23 protein-coding genes are annotated in these 24162 nt (G+C 68.6%); 10 read left to right on the top strand and 13 right to left on the bottom strand.

What is annotated here, in order from left to right; genetic code table 11:
• Window positions 1–338 precede the first annotated feature (338 nt).
• On the bottom strand, window positions 339–1076 hold the full coding sequence (locus LR394_RS09615) for a hypothetical protein (protein ID WP_231440332.1): 738 nt from the start codon (window positions 1074–1076) through the stop codon (window positions 339–341).
• A gap of 179 nt (window positions 1077–1255) precedes the next feature.
• On the opposite strand from LR394_RS09615, the gene LR394_RS09620 reads away from it, so the two are divergent.
• Entirely contained in the window at window positions 1256–1906 is a 651-nt protein-coding gene (locus tag LR394_RS09620; RefSeq protein ID WP_231440333.1) for a hypothetical protein, read from the top strand.
• Window positions 1907–2511: 605 nt separating this feature from the next.
• On the opposite strand, the gene LR394_RS09625 is transcribed toward LR394_RS09620, so the two are convergent.
• The 4 genes from LR394_RS09625 to LR394_RS09640 form a co-directional block, all read right to left on the bottom strand.
• Window positions 2512–3102, bottom strand: a complete 591-nt coding sequence (locus LR394_RS09625; RefSeq protein ID WP_231440334.1) for a CGNR zinc finger domain-containing protein — start codon at window positions 3100–3102, stop codon at window positions 2512–2514.
• A gap of 25 nt (window positions 3103–3127) precedes the next feature.
• Complete coding sequence (locus LR394_RS09630; RefSeq protein WP_231440335.1) at window positions 3128–3829, bottom strand: SDR family oxidoreductase; 702 nt, start codon at window positions 3827–3829, stop codon at window positions 3128–3130.
• Between the two features lie 127 nt (window positions 3830–3956).
• Window positions 3957–5036, bottom strand: a complete 1080-nt coding sequence (locus tag LR394_RS09635; protein WP_231440336.1) for a sensor histidine kinase — start codon at window positions 5034–5036, stop codon at window positions 3957–3959.
• A 2-nt stretch (window positions 5037–5038) separates the two neighbouring features.
• Window positions 5039–6169: a sensor histidine kinase gene (locus LR394_RS09640; protein WP_231440337.1), complete on the bottom strand. Its 1131-nt coding sequence runs from the start codon at window positions 6167–6169 to the stop codon at window positions 5039–5041.
• A gap of 205 nt (window positions 6170–6374) precedes the next feature.
• Here LR394_RS09640 and LR394_RS09645 point away from each other — a divergent pair, with 205 nt between their 5' ends.
• A complete protein-coding gene (locus LR394_RS09645) occupies window positions 6375–7247 on the top strand; it encodes an SMP-30/gluconolactonase/LRE family protein (RefSeq protein ID WP_231440338.1) in 873 nt (290 codons plus the stop codon).
• 79 nt (window positions 7248–7326) lie between these two features.
• Here the strand turns inward: LR394_RS09645 and LR394_RS09650 are convergent, their stop codons facing one another.
• Entirely contained in the window at window positions 7327–8055 is a 729-nt protein-coding gene (locus LR394_RS09650) for a hypothetical protein (protein ID WP_231440339.1), read from the bottom strand.
• A 163-nt stretch (window positions 8056–8218) separates the two neighbouring features.
• Between LR394_RS09650 and LR394_RS09655 the strand changes: the two genes are divergently transcribed.
• A complete protein-coding gene (locus tag LR394_RS09655) occupies window positions 8219–8770 on the top strand; it encodes a hypothetical protein (protein ID WP_231440340.1) in 552 nt (183 codons plus the stop codon).
• Window positions 8771–8780: 10 nt separating this feature from the next.
• On the opposite strand, the gene LR394_RS09660 is transcribed toward LR394_RS09655, so the two are convergent.
• The 4 genes from LR394_RS09660 to LR394_RS09675 all read right to left on the bottom strand — a co-directional run bounded on the left by LR394_RS09660 (window position 8781) and on the right by LR394_RS09675 (window position 12360).
• Window positions 8781–9566 carry a creatininase family protein gene (locus tag LR394_RS09660; protein ID WP_231440341.1) on the bottom strand — a complete coding sequence of 262 codons (786 nt, stop codon included), beginning with the start codon at window positions 9564–9566 and terminating at the stop codon, window positions 8781–8783.
• Between the two features lie 9 nt (window positions 9567–9575).
• Entirely contained in the window at window positions 9576–10445 is an 870-nt protein-coding gene (locus LR394_RS09665) for an ABC transporter permease (RefSeq protein ID WP_231440342.1), read from the bottom strand.
• Entirely contained in the window at window positions 10445–11233 is a 789-nt protein-coding gene (locus tag LR394_RS09670) for an ABC transporter ATP-binding protein (RefSeq protein WP_231440343.1), read from the bottom strand. The genes LR394_RS09665 and LR394_RS09670 overlap by 1 nt, the downstream gene beginning before the upstream one ends.
• A 74-nt stretch (window positions 11234–11307) precedes the next feature.
• Complete coding sequence (locus LR394_RS09675) at window positions 11308–12360, bottom strand: ABC transporter substrate-binding protein (protein ID WP_231440344.1); 1053 nt, start codon at window positions 12358–12360, stop codon at window positions 11308–11310.
• Between the two features lie 645 nt (window positions 12361–13005).
• On the opposite strand from LR394_RS09675, the gene LR394_RS09680 reads away from it, so the two are divergent.
• The 7 genes from LR394_RS09680 to LR394_RS09710 all read left to right on the top strand — a co-directional run bounded on the left by LR394_RS09680 (window position 13006) and on the right by LR394_RS09710 (window position 20296).
• Window positions 13006–13806, top strand: a complete 801-nt coding sequence (locus LR394_RS09680; RefSeq protein WP_231440345.1) for a FadR/GntR family transcriptional regulator — start codon at window positions 13006–13008, stop codon at window positions 13804–13806.
• Window positions 13807–13818: 12 nt separating this feature from the next.
• Window positions 13819–14946 carry an acetamidase/formamidase family protein gene (locus LR394_RS09685; protein ID WP_231440346.1) on the top strand — a complete coding sequence of 376 codons (1128 nt, stop codon included), beginning with the start codon at window positions 13819–13821 and terminating at the stop codon, window positions 14944–14946.
• Window positions 14943–16535, top strand: a complete 1593-nt coding sequence (locus tag LR394_RS09690; RefSeq protein ID WP_231440347.1) for an amidase — start codon at window positions 14943–14945, stop codon at window positions 16533–16535. The genes LR394_RS09685 and LR394_RS09690 overlap by 4 nt, the downstream gene beginning before the upstream one ends.
• Window positions 16532–17323 carry a cysteine hydrolase family protein gene (locus tag LR394_RS09695; protein ID WP_231440348.1) on the top strand — a complete coding sequence of 264 codons (792 nt, stop codon included), beginning with the start codon at window positions 16532–16534 and terminating at the stop codon, window positions 17321–17323. Before LR394_RS09690 ends, LR394_RS09695 begins: the two co-directional genes overlap by 4 nt.
• On the top strand, window positions 17320–17766 hold the full coding sequence (locus tag LR394_RS09700) for a cupin domain-containing protein (RefSeq protein WP_231440349.1): 447 nt from the start codon (window positions 17320–17322) through the stop codon (window positions 17764–17766). Before LR394_RS09695 ends, LR394_RS09700 begins: the two co-directional genes overlap by 4 nt.
• A gap of 412 nt (window positions 17767–18178) precedes the next feature.
• Entirely contained in the window at window positions 18179–19684 is a 1506-nt protein-coding gene (locus tag LR394_RS09705) for a malate:quinone oxidoreductase (RefSeq protein WP_231440350.1), read from the top strand.
• 153 nt (window positions 19685–19837) lie between these two features.
• Window positions 19838–20296, top strand: coding sequence for a cupin domain-containing protein (locus LR394_RS09710; RefSeq protein WP_231440351.1), 459 nt, complete (start codon window positions 19838–19840; stop codon window positions 20294–20296).
• 4 nt (window positions 20297–20300) lie between these two features.
• Here the strand turns inward: LR394_RS09710 and LR394_RS09715 are convergent, their stop codons facing one another.
• From LR394_RS09715 to uvrA, 3 genes are all read right to left on the bottom strand, one after another.
• Window positions 20301–20687, bottom strand: coding sequence for a VOC family protein (locus LR394_RS09715; protein WP_231440352.1), 387 nt, complete (start codon window positions 20685–20687; stop codon window positions 20301–20303).
• Window positions 20688–20741: 54 nt separating this feature from the next.
• Window positions 20742–21113, bottom strand: a complete 372-nt coding sequence (locus LR394_RS09720; protein WP_231440353.1) for a hypothetical protein — start codon at window positions 21111–21113, stop codon at window positions 20742–20744.
• Between the two features lie 112 nt (window positions 21114–21225).
• Entirely contained in the window at window positions 21226–24108 is a 2883-nt protein-coding gene (uvrA, locus tag LR394_RS09725; protein WP_231440354.1) for an excinuclease ABC subunit UvrA, read from the bottom strand.
• Window positions 24109–24162 lie beyond the last annotated feature (54 nt).

Genomic DNA, 24162 nt, shown 5'->3' on the forward strand with positions numbered 1-24162 from the left:
CCCTTCAGCTGGACACTGCTTCGTACCGGGCTGAGCCACTCATCGTCTACCGCCGAAGAGTGAAGTCGTCATCCTGAACCGCTCCGGTCGCAGCCGTGTTAACGCTGCCCGGCCAGGATTTCCGGTATGTGAATTCTTGACCGCGGCCGACTGCGGACCGGACCCGCCCGAAGGACGAGACCTCGCCGAACAGAGCACATCTCATCCCGGCCCCCGATCATCCAGGCCAGATTACCGCGCCGGCCACCGCGAGCGTCCCAACCTCGTGACCCGAGCGTTTCGAGCACCGCAACCCTTGCGTCGGCGACCTGCTTGAGACAGGTCCCGGCGCCGGGACCTCAGGTGCGGTGATGGATCCAGACGTTCGGCTCCACATAGACCGCCTGGTCGTGCTCCACGTCGCACAGCACCGGGACCAGCGCGCCGGGAACCAGCACCTGACCGCTGCGATCGAACGCCTGTCCCGTCCATGAGCGCCACTGCTCCAGCGACCCGGTCATCACCATGCTGCTGTGAGCCACGTTGACGATGTGGCCACCGGCCCGGACGTGCACGCGGATCCAGGGGTCGACGGGCAAGCCGTCGGGGCCTACCGCACGCACGTACTGGTCCATGGGCTCGGTGATCCGGTCGGACTTACCGTTCGGCCGCACCGGGGCCACGAGATCGGAGAACCCGAGCCGGGCGGTGTTCTCACGCAGCGCCTCGAGCATGAGCCCGGACAGACCGCGCCCCCGCAGATCGGGCCGGACCAGGATCTCGAGCGCCGAGACGATGGTCGGCGCAGTGCCGGTCATCCGGTCCTGCGCGGCCCTGCGAACCACCCAGTCCCAGCCGTTCTCGGGCAGTCCCGCGCGGATGTCACCGTGGCACGAGATCGGCACCGAGTACGCCTTGGCCGCGGCCCGGCCGTCCTCTCGGTCGACTGCCAGCAGCGTGAACTCCGGCCAGAGCTCAGCGAAGTTGCAGAAGTAGAGGTCTGCGGTGTGATCCTGAAGCATGAACTCCGGCCAGAAACCGTCCAGTTCGTCGAGCAACTCCGTGCGGCCGTCGAACGGTCCGATGTCAAGGTCCACAGGCCGACGGTGACAGTGCAGCGGATCGCCGGCAACCCGTTTTCACTGCTGCCGGAATCGATGGCGAACTGAGTACGGACCATCAGCAGAAAAGACCCGTGGCGCTTGTTCAGCAGACCGCCCGTTTCGGCCGGTAGCGTACTGATCTGACCGACCAGCCACCGCAGGACGGAGCACCGTTGACTTCCCCGATCGGCCGTTCGGACTCGCCCTTCGCCCGCGGGCAGGCGGCATCCGACATCCAGCACGATCTCGAGTTCGAGGCCCGCCTGGACGCCGCCGGCAATCTTCTCGCGAAAGCTGCCGCCCGCCTCGCGAACAACGAGCACGACAAGGCCCAGGCGTTCGCCTCCCGGGCCTGCCGCCTGCCCTACGACACGTACGAGGACATACATCCGGCGACGTACTGGCTCGAAGCCGAACTCCTGCGCCAGCTGTCCGTCCAGATCGAGTACGCCCTCGACGGTGACACCCGCTGGATCGACCGGAGCGAGAAGCTTCTGTCGGAAGTTACCGGGCACGCCGCCGGTGTGCTCCGCACGGTGCTCAACTCGCTCCTGGTCGACTACGCCTTCCCGCAGCCGGTGGTGCGCCGTCTGCACCAGCTGATTGGGGACGGCCCACGCCCCTTCGCGGACGACGGCACCACCGTGTCGGTCGAGGAGCGCACACAGCTCTGTCTCGACGTGCTGCTGGTCATCAACCGGCAGCTGGAGTTGTACCGGATCGATACCGAGGCCGACCTGGCCTCGAACCAGGCACAGATCGACGTGATCCAGGCCAGGCTCCAGGAGCTGGAAGCACGAGCCGCGGCCGGCCATGACACCTAGCCAGGGATCGTGCGCGGGCGTGTACCTGCTCTGAGGACCTGGCACACGCGGCTCGCCCTAGCCGCGGCGCCGTGACCCTGGGCCACCTCGGGATCAAGGCGCCCGCACGGCCTGCTACCGCGTCCCATCCGTCACCTTCCACGGATTCACGGGTCAGAGCGTCGGCAGGGGACAATCGCCGGACGCTCGAGACACCAAGGAGTACCGAATGGCACGAACGAACGGGTCGGCTGCACGTGGACGGCAGGTCAACAGCCCGGAGAGCACCGACTCCCCAGAACCCGGAGCGCCTGCGTCGACACAGCCCGGCCCGGGACAACGCGGCCTCCGGTTGAGCGAAATGGTGGACACCGAGTATCGCCTGCTGGGTGCCCAGTTGCGCGCCGGCCGGATGCCGGAGGCCGTGCGGACCTCGAGGCGGCTGACTGACCTGGTGCAGTCCCTGCGCAATCTTCAGCCCCCGGCGGGAGCTCGCACCAATACGGCGCGGGCAACCCCCAAGCCGTCCAAGACAGCCCAGCCCCGCAAGAACAATCGTCGGACGGATACGCCGAACTAGCGACGGGCGTCCGTACCCCGGGACGCCAGCCACGCCTTCGAGGGGTTCAGGCTCCGGCGGTCCGCTGCCGTTCCCGGAAGGCCCGCATATTGGCCCGGTTCCCGCAGGTGGCCACGTCGTGCCAGGCCCGGCTGTTGTTCTTCGACCCGTCGTGAAAAACGACATCACAACCGGGGTTGTGGCACAGCTTGAGGCGTCGCAGCTGGTCCTGCTGCTGGGCCAGGATCAGCTCCAGCGCCGTCGCCGAGGCGATCCACGGGATGCCGGTTCCGACGGGTGAGCCTTCTACCCCGTTCGGGCCGGCCTTCACGTTCACCGGGGCATCCAGGTCGGGGGTGTCCTGGGTGAACAGTCGTTCTTGGCCGCGGGAGAGGAGCCGGTGCACGCTGGCCCGTACGGTGCGCAGTTGTTCAAGATCGACTTTACGTAGCCGGATCCTGGGTACGGTGACCTGCGGATGCTCCGTCTGCCAGTCCTCGAGGACCCCGTCCAGCCAGCCCTGGGCGGTGCCGAGCTCGTCCAGCAGGTCGATCTGGTAGGTGACCGGCCCCTGGGTGTTGGCCAGTTCCTGGGTCAGCAGCAGCATCGCTGGGGCGAACGAGGTGCTCAGGCGCTGGGTTGCGTCGAATCGCGGCACACCGGCCTCCTTCCGCCCGCCGGGCCTACACGATAGCGAGGGCCTCGGGCGGCCCGGCCAGCAGCGTCTTGGCCATCCGGCTGACGTCGTCGGCCAGGTACTCGCTCTCCCCGGCCACCAAGGCTTCGACCATGCCTCGGGCCACGTCCGCCGGGTCGTTCTTGGGGACGTCCAGGCCGGCGGCCATGTCGGTGTCGGCGAAGCCCAGGTGCACCCCGAGCACGTGCGTTCCGGACTTGCCGAGCTCAGGCCGCAGCGAATTGGTCAGCGACCAGAACGCGGCCTTGGACGCGCCGTAGACGCCGAAGCTGCCGTTACTGCCCAGCCAGCTGAGCACGGAGTGCACGTCGACCAGGGCGCCACCGCCGTTCGAGGCCAGGATCGGCGCGAACACCTGGGCCACGCGCAGCGGGCCGAAGACGTTGGTCTCGAAGACCGCCCGGGCCTGGTCCAGGCTCGCCTCGGTGAGTGGGCCGTGGGCACCCAGGCCCGCGTTGTTGACGACGATGTTCACGTCCGGAGCGGACTCGCCCAGCCGCAGGATCGACGCCTCGTCGGTGACGTCCAGGGGCAGCGGGACCAGGCGCGGGTCCTGCTCTGGGCGGGGCTGGCGCGCGGTGACGTAGACCTTGGCCGCCCCTTGCTCGAGGAGAGCCTGGGCGAAGGCCCGGCCCAGCCCGCGCTGGCCGCCCGTGACCAGGGCGACGGCTGCGTTGACGGTTGTCATAAGTGCTCCTCGGGTGGCTCCTGTCAGTGGTCAACACTGAACACCTCTTACTCGGCAAAAGCAAGAGGCAAAACCCGAATGGCTCTGTCAGGGGTGTCGGCGGGGCGGGCCTACCAGGGGTACGTCCTCAGGCTGTCCACCGGGCTTCCATCCACACCTGCTCGGCCACCGAATGCCACTCCACCGCAACCAGATCCGAGGGCGCCGACGATGTCTGTGCCGAAGCATTCCCGTCGCACACGGCCGCCACCCGGACGGATTCAGCGGTTCTGAGGACGGTGATCCGGGCTCGAGCACGCGCCGCAGCCAACGCGTCCACCACAGGCTGCACGAGCGCACGCCGGGCTTCGAGCGGCACCGGCACCACTGCCCCGGACACCGCGAACGACACCTGCAGTCCACGCTTTTCGGCTATCTCGGCGCAGGCAGACAGTTCGTGCACCAGGGGGTCGGGGCTCTCGTCGCCCTCGGCGAACAAACGACGCAACTGTGCAGCCACGACGGCACTCTGGCGACGTACGTCATCACGACCGGGGTCGAGCGTTCCGTCAGCAAGCCCGGCCAGCAGCGGCAGCGCCGAGCCGAGCTGCTCGGGGACCCGGGCCACGCGTCCCCGGTCGAGTTCGTCAGCGACCGCCTTGGCAGTCGCGAGCCTGGCCTGTTCCTCGGCCAGGGCTTCCAGGTGAAGGGCCCGCCGACGGTGATCGGCGCCGGCCAGACCGAGTGCGGCCTGAAACCCCATGACGCTGACCACCGTGATCAGGCCGGTCCCCCAGACCGCCCGGCTGGGATCGGCGGTCGTCAGGAAAGCGACGACGCTGAACCCGGTGTGGGCCGCGAGCGCGAGCATCGACCAGCGTACGGGCCGGTCGCTGAGCAGCATGAGCAGGTGCCAGCCCACCAGGCCGAAAGACCAGTGAGGGCCGTCGAAGAAGGCTCCGTCGGGCAGGGTCGCGGTGATGGCGATCGAGGCTGCGCCGACGGTTGTCACGCCGCCGACGACGACTGGTGTGGGTACGCGACGCCCTTGGATCACCCACCATCCGGCGCTGATGGTCGCGGCGAGCAGGACGAACGCGGTGCACGGTATCCAGGGCGAGGGGTAGGTGTGCAGGTGGGCCAGGAGTTGTGGCAGGCCGAGTCCGAACTGCACGACAACAGTGGCCAGGACGAAGGCGGTGCCGAAGCCGTGCGGCCGTTGGCTCATGCTCAGGTGGCCGGCCACTCGAGCCTGACCGTGGTGCCGCTGCCGGGGGTTGTCGTGATGGATGCCTGTCCTCCGACGGCTTGAAGACGTTCGACAATGGATGCGCTGATACCGCGCCGGTGTGGTGAGACAGAGTTCGGTTCGAATCCCGTTCCCTGGTCGGAGAGTTCGACGATCACCCGCTCGCCGTGTGATCGGGCGGCGAGTTCGGCCCGGGTCACGCCGGCGTGGCGTTCGATGTTGGTGAGTGCTTCGCGCAGGGCGCGCAGCATGGCGAGGGCTGGCCTGGCGGGCATCCGCGGCTGCCCCTGGGTGGTGCGGGTGACGGTGATCGTGGATTGCTCTGCGACGCTGCCGATCAGGGTGCTGACGGCGACCAGGTCGGCTCCGGCGGGGTGCCCGCGCTCGGCGGCGGTCAGAAGCGCGAGGTCGCGCCGCACCTGCTGGGCCACATCGGCGCGTTCGGCCTGCGGGTGCGAGCTCGCGACCATCAGCAAGGTGCTGGCCACCGTGTCGTGGAGCAGGGCAAGTTGCTCGCGCAGTTGCCGACGCTGGGCGTCGGCCAGGGCGACGGATCGCTGCAGTGCGTCGTGCTCGAGCCGGAGTCGGTCCAGCCTCCGGCTGAGCAGGAGCAGGCATTCGTAGCCGACCCGGGCGACGGCGCACTCGACCAGAACGCGGATGGCCAGGAACGTCTGCCCGCCCCCCAGGGTCCATTGCACGGCGATCAGCAGCGCCGCGAGGGGTGTAGCGACACGGACCGGCCATTGCCATTGCAGAGTGATCGCCGTAACTGCGACGACGTTGAAAGCCCATTCGCTGGCGTCATAACCAATGGGGGCCGTCCATGGCTGGGCCAGGCAGATGGCCGCGGCCAGCAGGACGGCCAGTAGCGAGGAGGTCCGCGGTGAACGGCGCATGATCTCGAAGGCGGCCAGAGCGACCGTGGCGGTCAGCAGGACCAGGACCAGCGGCAGGGCTCCGGCGGGTGCGGCCATGACCCCGAAAACGCCGATCAGGGCGACCAGCAACGACCTGAGAGTGCCCGCGTGACGGCGGCTGGCCAGCACGAACGTCAGTTCGGCCGGACCACGCTCAGCCGGTTCCCGCCGTAACGAGACGATCCTGTCCACGGACCTCCGTCACGGCTCTGGGACGCGTTTCGCACATAGCTCTGCCGGTGAGGTTCTGATCGCCTGGCCCGTGGTGACGAAGAGCTGGAGCGAACAGAAACTCTTGAACAGGATACCGATCTGGGCGAACCATCTCATGTCGGCACTGGGCGCCTGGGCCTGAGCAGGACGACGAAACCGAGAAACGTCGCGGTAGCCTGAAGCGGTGACCGCCACCCCACTCATCGCTGACGGCGCTCGACTGGAACTGCTGTGGACCGGCGCGGTCTGGAGCGAGGGTCCCGTGTGGCTGCCAGAAACGCAGCGGTTGCGGTGGAGCGACATCCCCAGCAACGTCATCATGGAACACGACGCCGCCAGCGGGGAAACGTACGTCCACCGACGCGAGGTCGAGTTCACGAACGGACGCACCCTCGATCGCGAAGGACGCGTCGTGCAGTGCTCCCACGGTCGGCGCAGCATCGAGTACGAGATCGACGGCCGGCCAGTCACTCTGGTCGATCGCTGGGGTCACTCGCGCCTGAACTCGCCCAACGACGTCGTCGTGGCCTCGGACGGCAGCATCTGGTTCACCGATCCGCCGTACGGCATCCTCAACCCGGCCGAGGGACATCCCGGAAAACTGGAGTACGGCGGATGCTTCGTGTTCCGTTTCGATCCGGGGACCGGTGAGCTCCGGCCGGTCGTCACCGACCTGCAGCGCCCGAACGGCCTGGCGTTCTCACCTGACGAGTCACTCCTGTACGTGTCCGACACCGCCGACGAGCAGCGCGGCCGGATCCGGGCCTATCCGGTCGACGTCCGCGCCGGCTCCGTCGGCGAAGGCCGTGACTTCGCCACGGTCGTCCCCGGTTGCAGCGACGGCTTCCGGGTCGACGTCGAGGGACGGATCTGGTCCTCCAGCCTGGATGCGGTGCAGGTGATCTCGCCTGGCGGCGTCATCGTGGAACGCATTCCGGTGCCGGAGAAGATCGCGAATCTGTGCTTCGGCGGCCCCGACGGGCAGGACCTGTACGTCGTGGCCACCTCCAGTCTCTATCGGATTCGCACCACAACCCAGCAGGCCGCTCGTCCCTGATAGTTGCTATGAGATAAGGGAATTCGCCGATGACGACCACCTGGTGGCTGTTTGCCGGCATGTCCTGAGCACCGGTGGGCTACCGCTCGGGCTCGAGTGCCGTCTCGGCGTCGCCGCAGGCCACGCCCATGGTGTCCTGGGACAGGGGGTCGTCGTACTTGATGTGGCCGAGGTCGGTGACCTTGCCGTTGTCCGCCCGGGTGCCGTTCTCACTGAACTCGATGCGGGTGCGGAACACCTCGTCGCTGGAGTCGAGGTCGTCCGGTTTGGCGTTGTAGCTGGCCAGGTACAGGCCCTGGTCGTCCTTGGGGCAGAACACCCCGGTGCCTTCGCCGTTCATCCCCAGGTCGAACAGGTACTGGTTGCCCTGGGCGGTCAGCGAGGGCACGATCTTGCAGTCGGCCACGGTGTAGAGCGCTGCGCTGTAGCCCGTGGCCAGCACGATGATCGGGGTGCCGTCGCCCAGTCGGTTGCCCAGCGCGGTGGCCTGATGTTTCTCCACCTGGTCGGCCGTGAAGCTGGTGGAAAGGCTGGAACCGCTGGCGGTACGCACGCCGAGCAGACGCTTGTCACCCTTCACGGCGAGCCAGACCTGGTCGTCCTGGCCGTCCCCGTCCAGGTCACCAGCCTCCACCACGACGGCGTCGGCGGGGATGTCGGCGCCGCCGACCGGGCAGCCAGCGGTGCTCTGCTCCACCCCGCCCGGAGCGGCAACAGCGTCCTTCACCTCGGTCACCGAGGGCTCACCGGCGCACCCGGCGAGGGCGAACAGCGCGATCGTCGAGACTGTCAGGAACCGGCATTGCATGAGCGTCCTTCCGTGGGCGGGCGAGGAGAGCGTAGCGGGATGCCCCGCGTGAGCCCTGCGCATGTCGAGAGGCACCCGCATGAGCCTGCTGCTCCCACGAACACCCGTCGATTCCGTCCAAGTAGGCTTGTCGGCGCCTACGCCCACCAAGAAACGGAGCATCGTGGCCTTCGACGAAGACCTGCCCGAACGCCCGCTCGGCCCGGCGCTGCGCTCTTCCGGGCAGCAGCTGAGCGAGCAGTCCGCGGCGTCGTTCGACGCCGCGGAGAATCTGCTCACCAAGGCTCTGGACCGTCTGGGCAAGGGGCAGGACGAGGCCGCCCTGAAGCTCGTCGAGCGGGCGGTGGGTCTGCCCTACGACGAGTTCGAGCGCATCCACCCGGCGCTGAACTGGCTGGAGCTGGAGATCCACTCCCGGCTGGAGACTCAGGTCGAGGCTTCGCGGAAGGACGATCTGACCTGGGTGGAGCAGGTCGAGGTCCTGGTCGCCGGTACCAGCGGGACACCGCAGATCATGCTGCGTGCCGGGCTCTACGCCCTGCTCCTGGACTTCGGGTTCCCGCCCGCTCAGGAGCGCCGGCTCCAGGCCCTGATCGGCGACGAATCGCAGCTGGCCCCGCTCATCGCCGGCCGCAAACCCCAGGACGAACTCGTGGAGACCACGCTGCAGTCGCTGCGGCTCCTGGCCCGCCACCAGGAGCTGCAGCAGCAGTAGGCCGGTCGCCCTACCCCTTCAGTTCCGGGAACGCGAAGTCCCGGATCTCCAGCAGGGTCTCGGCGAGACAACGGGTCTGGTGCTCCACGATGCGCCGGCCGTCCTCCTGGTTCGCGGCCGTCGCGTCGCCGATCACACCGGACACGGACAGGTCGTCGGTGACCCAGGCCGTCGGCACCGTGCCCTCGAGGGTGAGGTGACGGCTGCCGGCGTACAGAGCGCCGACCGCTTCACCGTCGCGCACCGCCAGGTCCATCCGCACCAGTTCCGGGGCCAGGGCCCACACGATCGATGTCTCGATCTGGCCGCCGTGGATGCCGTAGTGCTCGTCGACCTGGGTGATGCCCTCGGGCAGCCCGAAGCGTCCCGGCATCATCGGGAACACCTCCAGGCCGGTCTCGACCCGGATGTCGCGGGCCACCACGTCGAGCAGGCTGGGCTGACCACCGTGGCCGTTGACGAACACCAGCTTGCGGAACCCGGACGCGGCCAGCGAGCGGCCCAGGTCCAGGCAGGTGGCCATCAGCGTGGCGGCCGAGAGCGCCACGGTCCCGGCCCGGCCCAGGTGCTCGGTGGACTTGCCGTAGGCGAGCGTGGGCAGCTGCCAGACGTTGCTGTCGGCGGGCAGCGAGCGGATGGCCAGGTCGCTGATCCGCTCGGCGGTCAGGGCATCGGTGATCAGGGGCAGGTGGGCGCCGTGCTGTTCGACCGCGCCGATCGGCTGGACCACCACGGCATCGGTCTTGTCGATGGCCTCGACGGCGGCGGTGGACAGGTGGGCGAGAAGGTGGGTCATGCGGGGTCCTTATTCCTCGGTCGGCAGGGCGGATTCGTGCCAGCGCTTGAGCAGCTGACCCTCGATCGTCGCGACGATCGCGAACAGGATCAGCGAGACGGCGCTGGCCATCAGCACGGCGACGAAGAGCTCGGGGGTGCGCAGCTGGGTAGCGTTCAGGGTGATCACGTAGCCGAGGCCGCCCTCGCCGCCGCCGATCCCGGCCACGAACTCGCCGACGATGGCGCCGATCACGCTTGCCCCGCTGGCGATCCGGAGCCCGGTGAGGATCTGCGGCAGGGCGGCGGGCACCCGCAGGGAGAACAGCTGCACCCGTTCCGGTGCGCCGGCCATCCGGTACAGCTGCACCAGGTTACGGTCGGTGGACTTCAGGCCCTGGAGGGTGTTGGCGGCGATCGGGAACACCGCGATCATCGCCGCGACCAGCGCGTTGGTGGTGATCCCGGCGCCGAACCAGACCACGAACAGGGGCGCGATCGCCACGATCGGAACGGTCTGCAGCAGAACCAGGTACGGGTACAGGCCGCGTTCGGCGATGTTCCAGCGGGCCATCACCAGGGCGGCGGCGAAACCGCTGAGCGCGGCCAGGCCGAAGCCCAGCAGGGCTTCCTGCATCGTGACTTTCGCCGCGGCCAGGATCGGGCCGGCGTCGGTGGTCAGGGCCGCCCACACGTCGGCAGGGCCGGGCAGCAGGTAGACCGGCAGGGCGAAGATCTCGATGATGAGCTGCCAGATCGCCAGGCCGAGCACGGCGGCGACCACGGGCGGCACCACGAAGCGGCGAGCGGCGACGAGGCGGGACGGTCCGGGGCTGGGGGCCGGCGGGGCCGCCTTCACGGGGGCGGTCTCGGTGGGCTGGTGGGTGCTGAGGTCGGTCATCATTTGTCTCCGGCCAGCAGGGAGGACACCAGCTCGGCGGTGTCCGCCAGAGCTGCCTTGTCGCGGGGTGCGTCGTCCTTGGTGGGTGGGCTGGGTGAGTCGATGATCCGGGCGATGCGCCCGGGCCGGGCGGCCATGACCACGATCCGGTGCCCGAGGTTGACTGCCTCGCTGATCGAGTGCGTGATGAACATGGCGCCGAAACCGTTGGCCCGCCACAGGCGCAGCAGCTGGTTCTGCATGTTCTCGCGAGTGAACTCGTCGAGGGCGGCGAACGGCTCGTCCATCATCATCAGCTCGGGGGCGCTGGTGATCGCCCGGGCGAGCGAGACCCGCATCTTCATGCCGCCGGAAAGCTGTCGGGGAAGCGACTTCTCGAAGGCCCCGAGGCCGACCATCTCGATCGCGGCGGTGGCGGCGGCCGCGCGGGTGGCCTTGTCCACGCCCTTCAGCTTGGCCACCAGTTCCACGTTGCTGCGCACGTTGCGCCAGGCCAGCAGCGTCGGGTCCTGGAAGACGTAGGCCAGCTGGTCGGTGCGGCGCACGAGTTCGCCACCGGAGACCGAGCTGAGCCCGGCCGCCATCCGGATCACCGTGGTCTTGCCGCAGCCGGAAGGACCCACCAGAGAGACGATCTCACCTGCCCCGACGCTCAGGTCGAACGGGGTGACAGCCTGAAAACCGTTGCTGTACGTCTTCTGCACCTGCCGGAACTCGATCAGGGCAGCGGCCTGGTCGGTGGTCCCGGGCGGGGCCACGCCGGGTGCGGGGGCGGGGGTGGACACCATGCGATGCTCCGATCATCGGGAGGAATGGAGGACGGGGGACGCCGGGTGAGCGGGCGTCCCCCGTCCCCGGATGGTCAGTAGGAGTCGGCGGGAGCGTCCGGCATCTCGGCCGGGGAGGGCACCGTGGGCAGGTGCGAGTTGTCGAACAGGGCAGCCGGTTCGATCTCCTTGGTCAGCACCCCGAGGTCGGTGAGCTGGCTCACCAGAGTGCTCCAGCGCTCGCTGCTCATGGCGCCGATCTGGGCCTCGCCGTCGCCGGTGGCGATGAAGTCCCGCTGCTTGTCCCAGGCGTACCAGAGCGCGTCGGAGGTCTGTTCCGGGTTGACCTTCATGAGCTGCTCGTTGGTCGCGGTGGCGACCTCCACGTCGCCCATGTAGTCGGCCCAGCCCTGCATCGACGCGGCGAGGAAGTCCTTGACCGCCTGCGGGTTCTCCTTCAGGTACTTCTCCGAGGTGAAGACCACGTCGTTGTAGGGGTTGTAGCCGGCCTCGGCGTAGCTGAAGAAGTCCGTCTCCACGCCGGCCTTGAGGGCCACGTACTGCTCGTTGGTCGGCCAGCCCTGCTGGACCAGGTCCTTGTCGGCCAGGAAGTTGGCGATCGAGCCCTGGTAGGCCTGGGTCTTGAAGGTCAGGCCCTGGTCCTTCTGCATGTACTCGGCACCGGTGTTGCCGGTCTGCACGACCCAGGTGTGGTTCTCCATGTCGGCGAAGGACTTCATCCCGCTGTCCTTGTGCACCAGCACGCCGACCGGGTTGTCCTGGTAGACCGCGGCCACCGCGACGATCGGGATGCCCTGCTCCTGGGCCAGGGCGACGCTGGCGGCGTCCCCGATACCCATCTCGGCCTGGCCGGAGGCCACGATCGTGGTGCCGGAGACGGTCGGGCCGCCCTGCTGGATGGTGACGCCGAGGTTCTTGTCCGCGTACAGGCCCTCCTCCTCAGCGGCGAAGAAGCCGCCGCTCTCGGAGTTGGCGTACCAGCCGAGCACCACCTTGACGTCGGTGGTGCCGTCGGCCGCGTCGCTCGAGCTGCTGGAGCCGCCGCAGGCGGTCAGGGCCAGAACGGGGAGCACGGCGAGACCGGCGAGGGCGCTACGGCTGCGCCGACCGCGGGGAAACAGAGACATGAAGGCTCCAGACGTCAATTCAGGACCGGCGGGAACGGGCAGGTTCCCGCCGGTGAAACAGCGACAGAAAAGCGCTGTCACATGGCATCAGAAATCGCCGGGAGACTTTCCGGAGAAATACCGAGGCCCTCGGGACGGTCGCTGCAAAAGGCTTTCAGCGCCGGATGGCAGATGATTCCGGCCGGACCGTCGTGGGCCGTTCGGTGACGAGCGAGTGGTACTGCGATCGACCGACGGGAGCCGGGCGACCTGGCTCACGTTCCGGTCAGCGACGGCGTTGTCACAGCTCAGGGCACCCTTCGGAGATCTTCCCCGAGGCCTGCCGAGCTTGGTCCGACCAACCGGACCGAGATGACTGTCGTTCGCGAGGAGCCCGCCCGTCAAGCTGAGCAGGAATCCTTTACGCCAGCGAAACACAACGTCCCCGAGGTGCCCCGGAAGCTCTCACCGACGTCTCCCATCAGCCCTTTCCCGACGTCTCGTTTCCGGAAGATTTCCAGGCCATAAACGTCAGGGAATGCCCGGGAAATGCTTGTCGCATCAGCCTTTCTCAACTACGGTCGGATTGGTCAGGCCAAGTTCGCCCGACGCTCCGGCCACTCCGGCCGATCCCACTGGGCCCAGGAACGCAGGAAAGGACGCCGCGTGAGCACTCCCCCGGATTCGCCGGCCGATGCACCGGCCGATTCCCTGGCCGAACGGGGCGGCCGCCGTCCCGTTCCCGCGAGCGCTCTGGGTCTGCCCCCGACCGGGCCGGTCCTGATCCGCGGCAGCGTGGGATCGGAGATCTCGGCCCACCTGGAAAAGCTGATCGCCGTGGGCGAACTCAGGCCCGGCGACCGGCTGCCCTCGGAGCGTGAACTGGCCGCCACCTGGAACGTCTCCCGGGCCTCCCTGCGCGAGGCGATGCACGAACTCGAGGCCAAGCATCTGCTCGAGCGCCGGCCCGGCCGGGGTACCACCGTGCTGCCCGCCCCCGAACGGGTCCAGACGCTCTACTCCCAGCTGTCCGATGCCGAGCACCAGTTGCGCGACGTGGCGGAGCTGCGCGAGAGCATCGAGCCCCGGCTGGCCGAGCTGGCCGCCGTCCGGGCCACCAAGGCCAACCTGATCGAACTGGAGAACGTGCTCCAGCAGTCCATGGCCGACGTCTCCCCGGAGGAGTCGCTGCGTCTCGACCTGGAGTTCCACATGCTCCTGGCCGTGGCGTCGCAGAATCCGCTGATGTCGGCGATCAACACCGTCGTCGGTTCCTGGACCTCGGCCACCCGGGTGCTCTCGCACTCCACCCGCTACGCCCGCGAGGTCTCCTACCTCGGTCACCGCTCGATCATCGAGGCGGTGCGGGCCAGCGACGGACCGGCCGCCCACCGCGCCATGACCCGGCACCTGGCCGACGTCGCAGCACTCACCCGGGACGAGTTCGACACCTCCCGCGGAGAATGAGGTAACCCCCTGATGCTCCTGCCCGAAACCACCCCACCGGTCTGGTCGGTCCTGCAGCCGCTGACCGGCCCGCACTCGGACGGTCTGCCCTATCTGCCGGCCACCCCGGCGACCACGTCCTGGGGCCGGCTGCCCTCGGACGCCGACGCGCCCGTGATGAGCGTCGATCCAGGGACCACGGTCGTGGTCGACACCGTCAGCCACGAAGGCATTCTCGAGGACCAGGGCGCCGACCCGGTGGCCTTCTTCGGCCGCCACGGCGTCACCGCGCCCGAAGTGCTGGCCGATGCGATCGCGATCTGCCGCTCCGGCACCCATGACCTCACCGGCGGCCCCCACGTGGTCACCGGCCCGATCGAGGTCCGCGGCGCCCAGCCGGGCGATCTGGTCGCCGTCCACATGGGCCCGCTGACCCCGCGCACCCACTACGGCATCATCTCCAGCCGCCACAACCGGGGCCTGCTGCCGGCCCGGTTCCCCGCCGACGGCCCCGTCAGCAGCACGTTCTGCCTGCTCACCGACCCCGGAACCGAGCGCGTGCAGGCCACGCTCCCGCTGCACCCCACGCAGGCCGAGCGACCGATCCGGTTCCCGATCCAGCCGTTCCTGGGCACAGTCGGAGTGGCCACCCCGGGCGAGCGCAAGCACTCCGTGCCGCCCGGAGCACACGGCGGCAACCTCGACATCCGGCTGCTGGTCACCGGAACCACGCTGTACCTACCGGTGCAGGTGCCGGGGGCCGGGGTCTACGTCGGCGACCCGCACTTCGCGCAGGGCAACGGCGAGATCGCCCTCACCGCACTGGAAGCCCCTCTGCGAGCCACGCTCACCCTTGACCTGATCCCGGCCGCCGAGGCCCAGGCCCGGTTCGGCTCGATCAGCGGCCCGTTCGCCCTCACCCCCGAGTTCCTGGTACCCACCGGCCTGGACCCCGACCTGGACGAAGCCGTGGCCCGATGCGGTGAGAACGCCGTGACCCTGCTCGGCGCCATGTTCGGGGTCCACCCCGAGATCGCCTACGCCTACCTGTCCGCCGCGACCGACTTCGAGATCTCCCAGGTGGTCGACCTGGTGAAGGGATCACACGCCATGATCCGGCGCTCCGACTTCGCCGCTGTCGCAAAGGAGTTCACCCGATGAGCGTGGTCGAGGTGAGTTCTGGGATCGATGGCAAGGCCGAACTCGACTGCCCGGGCGAGGTTCCAGCCGGGCTGATCGAGGCGTTCGACGCCTACGAGAGCGCCCTCCTGGCCAATGACGTTGCGGTGCTGGACGATCTGTTCGCCCCCGGCGAGAGCACGGTGCGCGGCGACGGCACGAACCTGCTGATCGGGCACGAGGCGATCGCCGGTTTCCGGTCGGGCCGCAGCGTGATCCCGACCCGCAGGGTGGCCAAGATCCTGGTGCGCCCGATCGCGCCGGGCGCCGCACTGCTGATGGCCAGCACCCGTAACCCGGCCACCGGCGCGACCGGCCTGCAGAGCCAGCTGTGGCAGCAGATCGACGGCGCCTGGAAGGTCACCGCCGCCCACGTCAGCCTGCCGCTCAAACCAGCCTCCATCGACAGCACGATCTGGCGGGTGGTCGGCGCACCCCTGGTTGCTCCCGCGGAAAACGGCCCCCTGGACGGAAAAACGGTGGCGGTCAAGGACCTCTTCGCCATCCGCCACCACACGATCGGCGCCGGGAACCCCACCTGGCTCAACGAGCAGACCCCCCAGGAACAGCACGCCCCCGCCATCCAGAACCTGCTCGACGCCGGCGCCGCGATCACCGGCATCGCCCACACCGACGAGTTCGCCTACAGCCTCGCCGGACAGAACACCCACTACGGCACCCCGCCCAATCCGGCTGTCCCGGGCGCCATCAGCGGAGGCTCCACCAGCGGCCCGGCCTCCGCGGTAGCCCTCGGCCAGGTCACGATCGGACTCGGAACCGACACCGCCGGATCGATCCGGGTACCGGCTTCCTACCAAGGGCTCGTCGGATTGAGGACGACGCATGGTTGCGTCAGTGCCTCAGGGGTCCATCCGCTCGCCCCGTCGTTCGACACCGTCGGCTGGCTCACCCGCGACGCAGCCACCAGCCTGCAGGTAGCCGACGTCCTCCTGCCCGAAAGCACCAGCAGCGCCGCGGAACGCACCCTGGTCCTGCCCACCGTCGAGGCCCTGGCCACCCCGGACGTCGCCGCCGCCTGCGCTGAGCGCCGCACCGAACTCGTCGCCGCCGGCATCCTTCCCGCACTGCACGAGGCCGACCTGCCCTTGGCAGTGCTCGAAACCTGGTTCGCCGCCTTCCGCACCGTGCAGGCGCACGAAGCCTGGCAGTCCGACGGCGCCTGGATCGAAGCCCACCCAGGAGCGCTGGGCCCCGACGTCGCCGGGCGTTTCGCGCTCGCGGCGCAGGTCACCGACGACGAGGCGGCCGCCGCGCGTGCCGTACTCGCTGAGGCCCGCCGCCACCTGCGCGAGTTGCTCGACGGTGCGGTGCTGGTCCTGCCCAGCAGTGCCGGAGGGGCTCCCGCCCGAGACGCGTCACCCGCCCAGGTGGAGTCGGAACGCGCCGGAACGCTGCGCCTGACCTGTCTGTCAGGCCTGGCCGGCGCCCCGGCGCTCTCCCTGCCCCTGCTCCGCACCGCCGACGGCCGTCCCGCCGGGCTGTGCCTGGTCGGAGCCCCCGGCACCGACCGTGACCTGCTCCAGCTCGCCATCTCCGGAGGTCTCGCGTGAGCCCCGACACTCCCGCCCCGCGCCTGGAAACGGCGCCCCTGACGCACCGCAACACCTGGTCCCTCTCACCCGGGCACGCCGACCTGCGCCGACCGAGCCCGCCTGCCCGCCCCGCACAGGTCGCCGGGCTGCCTACTCCCCTGACGGCCGACCTGAGCCGCAGCGCCCTGATCGTCGTCGACATGCAGAACGACTTCTGCACACCCGGCGGCTGGCTGGACGGGATCGGCGTGGACGTGAGCCCGCTCGCCTCGGCGACCGCCGCTCTGCAAAGCCTGGTCCCGGCCGCGCGAGCCGCCGGCCTGCCGGTGATCTGGCTGAACTGGGGCAACCGGCTGGACCAGGCCAACCTTCCGCCCGGTGTGGCCCATGTCTACGACCCGGAGGGCACCGGTGTCGGCATCGGCTCGGTGATGCCCAACGGCTCCCGGGTGCTCACCCGCGACAGCTGGGGCGCCGCGCTGGTCGACGAGCTCACCCGGGAACCCGGCGACATCGACGTGGACAAGTACCGCATGAGCGGCTTCTGGGACACCCCGCTCGACTCGATCCTGCGCAACCTGCGGGTGGACACGCTGTTCCTGGCCGGCGTCAACTCCGACCAGTGCGTGTACGCCACGCTGATCGACGGCGCCTGCCTGGGCTACGACGTGGTGCTCGTCGACGGAGCCAGCGCCACCACCTCACCGGCCTTCTGCCACGAGGCCACCCTGTACAACACCCGTCAGTGCTTCGGCTTCTCCGTGGACGCCGAAGACCTCACCGCAACCCTGGAGGACTCGAAATGACCGCCCCCGCACCAATTCTGCGTCACCTCGAGGACGTCGTCCCCCAGCTCATCTCGCCCTCCGACACGGTGAAGCTGGCCCTGCTCGCCGGACCCGCCGACGGTTCCCCGACCAGCGTCTTCTTCGAGGTCTGGGAGCCCGGCGGCGCCCAGCCGGTGAACGCGCACGAGGAGTCCACCGAGATCTTCGTGGTGCTCTCGGGCACCGGCCGGGCCCACAGCGACGAGCACGTGGTCGACCTGAAGGCCGGCGACTGCCTGATCCTGCACCCGGAGTCCAACCACCGGATCTTCAACACCTCCGAGACCGAGCGCCTCTACGCGGTCACCATCATGTGCAATGACGACGGTGCCATGCCCGGCGGCTTCGCCGAGCTGGTCACCAAGGGAACCGACACCGAGTGGAACGGCACCGACCGGGCGGTCCTCGGCGGACAGAGCTGATCCGCCGGGCGGTCGGCTGTCCACCCGCCGACCGCCCGTCCGCACCCCTGTGCCACCACGGCGACCCCTGTGCCACCACGGCGACCGCTGCGTCGCCGACCGCAACGATGGGCAGAATCACACCCCGCTTGGTCGAACCCGGGTTCACCCCGGCCGCCGGCCACCTTTACATTTGTTGTTGTCAGCGATGAGGAGGGCATGTGGGTGGAACCGGCGCCGGGCGCGCCCCAGCAGCCGACGACGCGTTCCCGGACGCGGCGCTCCCCCATCTGATCGCATCGCTGCCCGGGACCGTCCCCGTGTGACGCCCTCCAGCTGAAGTCCGCACCGACGCTGACTCTCGTTTCCGGTCGGCCGCTCTCCCCAGGGCGCCGCCCGGTTGATGCTGCCTGCCTGCCCCTCGGAGTTCGCCATGCCCCGACACCACCACTACGACGCCGTCCTGGTGGGCGGTGGGGTGATGAGCGCCACTCTCGCCACCATGCTGGCCGAACTCGAGCCGGACTGGAACGTTCTCGTCCTGGAGAAGCTCGAGCAGGTCGGGGCCGAGAGCTCGGACATGTGGAACAACGCAGGCACCGGGCACGCGGCCCTGTGTGAGCTGAACTACACTCCGGCCGGCCCGGACGGCATCATCGACATCTCCAAGGCCGTGGCGATCAACGAGCAGTTCCAGGCCTCCCTGCAGTTCTGGGCGCACCTGGTGGACCGGGGCGTGCTGGCCGACCCGTCCAGCTTCATCAACACCGTCCCGCACATGAGTTTCGTACGCAACGACGACGTGCCGTTCCTGCGCGCCCGGTACGAGGCGCTCTCGCAGCACCCGCTGTTCGCCGGGATGCAGTGGACCAGCGACCACGCACAGCTCAAGGAGTGGGCGCCGCTGCTCGTGGCGGACCGCTCCACGGACGAGAAGGTCGCCGCCACCCGCGCCGAGGCCGGCACCGACGTCGACTTCGGCACGCTGACCCAGCAGATGCTCGCGGGAGCCTCGAAGAACGGGGTCGAGGTCCTCACCGGCCACACCGTGAAGACCCTGCGCCGCCGCGATTCCGGATGGATGGTCCGGGCCAAGGGCCCCGAGGGCCGCTTCGAGGTCACGACCCCGTTCGTGTTCGTCGGTTCTGGAGGCGGCGCCCTGCACCTGCTGCAGCGCAGCGGCATCCCCGAAGGCAAGGGCTTCGGCGGCTTCCCGGTCAGCGGCCAGTGGTTGCGCTGCACGAACCCCGACGTGGTGGAGCAGCACGCGGCCAAGGTCTACGGACAGGCCGAGGTCGGCGCCCCACCCATGTCGGTACCGCACCTGGACACCCGCTACTCCAACGGCACCAAGGCCCTGATGTTCGGCCCCTACGCCGGCTTCTCCCCGAAGTTCCTCAAGCAGGGCTCGCTCTGGGACCTGCCCCGCTCGGTCAAGGCGCACAACCTGCTGCCGATGCTGGCCGTTGCCCGCGACAACGTTTCCCTCATGACGTACCTGGGCCGCCAGATCGTGCAGTCGATGGATCAGCGCCTCGAAGCCCTGAAGACCTTCTACCCCGACGCGCGAGAGCAGGACTGGGAACTCCTGACCGCAGGCCAGCGGGTCCAGGTCATCAAGAAGGGCCCCCGCGGCGGAGTCCTGCAGTTCGGCACCGAACTCGTACGCGCCGCCGACGGCTCCGTGGCCGCGCTGCTGGGCGCATCCCCCGGAGCCTCCACCGCCGTCGACGTCATGCTCCGCCTGCTCACCGAATGCTTCCCGGCCCGCCAGGAATTCTGGGGCGAGCGCCTGCGCACGATGGTCCCGTCCTACGGCATGAAACTCTCCGACGACCCCGACCTGCTGAGCCGAACCCTGGCCTGGACCACCGACACCCTCAACCTCGGCGAGACCTCCCCTCGCGGCCGCACTGCTGCCCCGTCCTCACCCAACTGAGCGGCGATGGGTGAGCCTTCCCAGCACCACGGCTCGACGGCCGGCGGACGTACAGTCTCAGGTCGTGGGGGCCTGAGGTCCGCACTCGTGGCGGGACGCAGGACGACCCATCCACAATGGTGGCCGGACTGTCCCAACAGCGAAGGGGCCGTGATGGCGAAGGACTCCGCGGATGCCTTTATCGTGCGCTCGGCCGAAGGTGAGGCGATCCCTGCCGCCGGCGTCGATCACCTGTTCAAGCTCACCGCCGGTCAGACGAGTGGAGGCCTGAGCCTGGAACGTTTTCTCGTCCCGCCTGGTGTGGTCGGCGCCCGTCCGCATGTGCACCGAGCCCACGACGAGACGTTCTTCGTTCTCGCCGGCCGGCTGACCGTCACCACGGAGCACGGGGATGTCGTGCTGTACGCCGGCGATCTGGCCCATGCACCGCGCGGATCTCTGCACGGATTCCGTAATGCCGGTCCTGATCCGGTACAGGCGCTGTGCATCTACAACCCTCCCGGCTACGAGCAGTACTTCCGCGACGTCCACGCCGCTGTTGAAGCAGGCCAGGACGTCACGGCGGAGCTTCTGGCCGATCTGCGCGGGCGCTACTCGACCGAGAGCTTCTGACCGATCAGCTCGCTGGATAGCGGGAAAGATCCTGGTACAGGCCCAGCCGGTTGCCCCACGGGTCTGCGAAATCGCAGTACTTCACCACCCTCTCAATCGTGGTGACCTCGGAAACGTCCACACCGGCGTCCATCAGTTCTGCTCGGACCCGGTCGATCTCCTCTACCCCGAACCGAAAGCGTCCCTGCTGCCGACCCGGTTCTGGATGCTCAACCACATGGACTTCCCAGTGCCCGGGCACGAAGATCCATTCGCAGAAGGAATCGTCGTTCTCGGGGCGGAAATCTGGCGCCCTCCCGAAAAGACGCTCGTACCAGGCTCGTCCGGCACTGCCATCGCCCACCCACAACTGAAGCGTGCTACCGACCGCGCCTACCCCAGTGATCGTCATACCCGCATTGTGCTCTTCTGGCGGCCTTGAGCAGGCGCGCACACGCTGGCCAGATCAGGCTGCGACGAGTTCGAGGTGCTGGCCCACCGTCTCCCACCGCGCACCTAGGTCACGTTCGGCCTGCTGCACGGCCTCGGCGTCCCGGGACATCGGGGACACGGTGTGCACCCCGGCCCCGTGTTCCTGGTAGTGCTCGTACCAGGCGTTCAGGCCCGGGATCGGCACCGGCCGCACGATCTGGAAGACCACCCCGCCCACCCGCATCAAGATCACCCGCAGCCCTTCAGCGAGCTTCTCGATCTGGGCCGCGGTCTGCGGCTCGACCTGTTCGGCGCCGAGATCGGCGTGGATCACTCCGGCGGCCGCGTCGGGGTTCGGGTGAACGATCTCGACGTGCAGCACGACCGGGCTCTGGGTGTTCGCCATGGTGAACAGCCTAAGAACTGCACATTCACGACACATCCCACCCGAGGCCGATAGCGGAGTACGACCATAGTCGGACGGCGATCACGCTGCGAGCCAGACCCATCACCGATAGCTAAACAGCCGGGGCATCAACGGTCCGGAGCACCGGTGACAGATGCCTGCCGGTGATCGAGGCACGGTCGGCGGCAACCTCTTCCGGGGTTCCGGCGGCGATGATCGTTCCACCGCCCTCACCGCCTTCGGGCCCGAGATCGACCACCCAGTCGGCGGTCTTGATCACGTCGAGGTTGTGCTCGATCACCACCACGGTGTTGCCGTGCTCCACGAGTTGCTGGAGCAGTTCGACCAGACGACGTACGTCTTCGTCGTGCAGGCCGGTGGTCGGCTCGTCGAGGATGTAGATGTTGCGGCCCCGGGTGCGGCGCTGGAGTTCGGTGGCCAGCTTGACCCGTTGCGCTTCTCCCCCGGACAAAGTCGTTGCACCCTGGCCGAGAGCTACATAGCCCAGGCCGATCTCGTCGAGGGCTTTCATGTAGCGGGAAATCAGCGTGTGCGACGCGAAGAACGTCGTGGCCTCGCTGATCGGTAACTTGAGGACGTCGGCGATGGACAGTCCTTTGAAGCGGACTTCCAGCGTCTCCCGGTTGTATCGGCTGCCTTCACATGCCTCGCAGTCCACGTACGTGTCGGGCAGAAAGTTCATCTCGACCTTGATGCTGCCCTCGCCCTGGCAGGCCTCGCAGCGTCCGCCCTTGACGTTGAAACTGAAACGTCCGGGCTGGTATCCGCGGATCTTCGCGTCCTGGGTACTGGCGAACAGGGCCCGGATCCGGTCGAACACTCCGGTGTAGGTAGCCGGGTTGGATCGCGGGGTCCGGCCGATCGGCGACTGGTCGATGTGCACGACCTTGTCGAAGTGCTCCAGGCCGTGCACCTTTCGGTGCCGGGCCGGGGACAGCTGCGCACCGTTCAGCGCGTTCGCCAGCACCTTGTACAGGGTTTCGTTGATCAGGGTTGATTTTCCCGATCCGCTGACTCCGGTGACCGCGGTGAACAACCCCACCGGAATCCGAAGGTCCACGTTCTTCAGGTTGTTGCCGCGAGCGCCTTCCAGCCGCAGGACCCGCCCGTCCTGCTGGGCCCGGCGCACCGGCGGGACCGGAATGCCCCGGCGTCCGGTCAGGTAGTCACCGGTCAAGGAGCCGGTGTTCTCGGCCAGCTCGGCCAGAGTGCCGTTGTGAACGATCCGGCCGCCACCGGCACCCGATCCGGGACCGACGTCTACAATCCAGTCTGCCGCACGCATGGTGTCCTCGTCGTGTTCCACCACCAGCACGCTGTTTCCGTCGTTCCTGAGCCTCAGCAGCGAGGCGATCAGCCGGTCGTTGTCCCGAGGATGCAGCCCGATACTGGGCTCGTCCAGGACGTAGAGCACGCCGGAAAGGCCCGCTCCGATCTGCGTGGCCAGGCGAATGCGCTGGGCTTCCCCGCCCGACAACGAGCCGGCCGGGCGCGACAAGGTCAGGTAGTCCAGGCCCACGTCGAGCAGGAACCGTAGCCGGCCGTCGATCTCCCGCCGGACCTCCCGGGCGATCTTTCGCTGACTGTTGTTCAGCAGCAGGCCGTCGACGAACTGCCGCAGCTCGCTCAGGCTCAGGTCGGTGGCCTCGGCGATGTTCAGACCGCCCACCTGCACGGCCAGGACCTCCGGCCGCAGCCGCCGGCCGTGGCAGTCCGGGCAGGCGATCTCGGCCAGGTAGGCGGTGTAGCGGCTGCGCTGGGCCGTGGTCTGTGCTTCCTTCGCCTTGCGGTCCACGAACGGGATCACGCCCTCGAACCGCGCCGCGTACCGCACCTTCCGGCCCCGGCGGCCCTGATGCTCCACCGCCACCTTCTCGGTGTGCCCGTGCAGCACCGCCCGACGCACCGCCACCGGCAGCTTCTCCCACGGCTGATCCATCGAGAAGCCCATCTGCTCGGCCAGGCCGCTCAGCAACCGGCCGAAGTATTCGCCGGCCTGCTTGCTGCCGGTCGCCCACGGCACGATGACGCCCTCGGCCAGGCTGAGTTTCGGGTCCCCGATCATCAACTCCGGGTCCACCGCCGTGTAGGCGCCCAGACCGTCGCAGCCCGGGCAGGCACCGTAGGGAGCGTTGAACGAGAAGGTCCGGGGCTCGATCTCGCTCAGTCCGAACGGATGCTGGCCAGGGCAGGCCATACTCTGGCTGAAACGCCGCTGCTCACCGGAATCGACCAAGTCGGCGACCACCACGCCTTCACCGAGTCGCAGAGCGGTCTCCAGCGAATCGGTGAGCCGACGCAGCAGACGCGGTCCAGCGGCCAGCCGGTCCACCACCACCGAAATATCGTGCTTCTGCTGTTTCTTCAGCTGAGGGGAGCTGGACAACGCCACCATCTCCCCGTCGATCACCACGCGCGCGAAACCGTCCGCCTCCAGCCGGGCGAACAGATCGGCGAACTCGCCCTTCTTACCGGCCACCACCGGCGCCAGGAGCTGAAACTTCGTGCCCTCCGGCAGTTTCATCAGCTCATCGGCGATGCCCTGAACACTCTGCGCCACCACCGGCTCACCACACGTGGGGCAGTGCGGCACACCCACCCGGGCCCACAGCAACCGCAGGTGATCGTAGATCTCGGTGAGCGTGCCCACCGTCGAGCGCGGATTACGGCTGGTCGACTTCTGATCGATCGCCACCGCCGGGCTGAGCCCGGTCACCGAGTCCACATCCGGGCGGCCCACCTGCCCCAGAAACATCCGGGCGTAGGAGGACAACGACTCCACGTACCGGCGCTGCCCCTCCGCGAAGATCGTGTCGAAGGCCAGCGACGATTTGCCCGAGCCGGACAGCCCGGTGAACACCACCAGCTGGTTGCGCGGGATGTCCAGGGACACGTTCTGCAGATTGTGCGTGCGAGCGCCCTGGATGCTGATCACGTCGGCGCGACCGGAGGAGGAACGGACTGATGGGGGCACGGTGAGACCTCGGCGGCAGGACGGCGAACCCCGCCGTCACCCCAGGAGGCGGCA

The organism is Kineosporia babensis, from assembly GCF_021129305.1.
Lineage (GTDB): Bacteria > Actinomycetota > Actinomycetes > Actinomycetales > Kineosporiaceae > Kineosporia > Kineosporia babensis.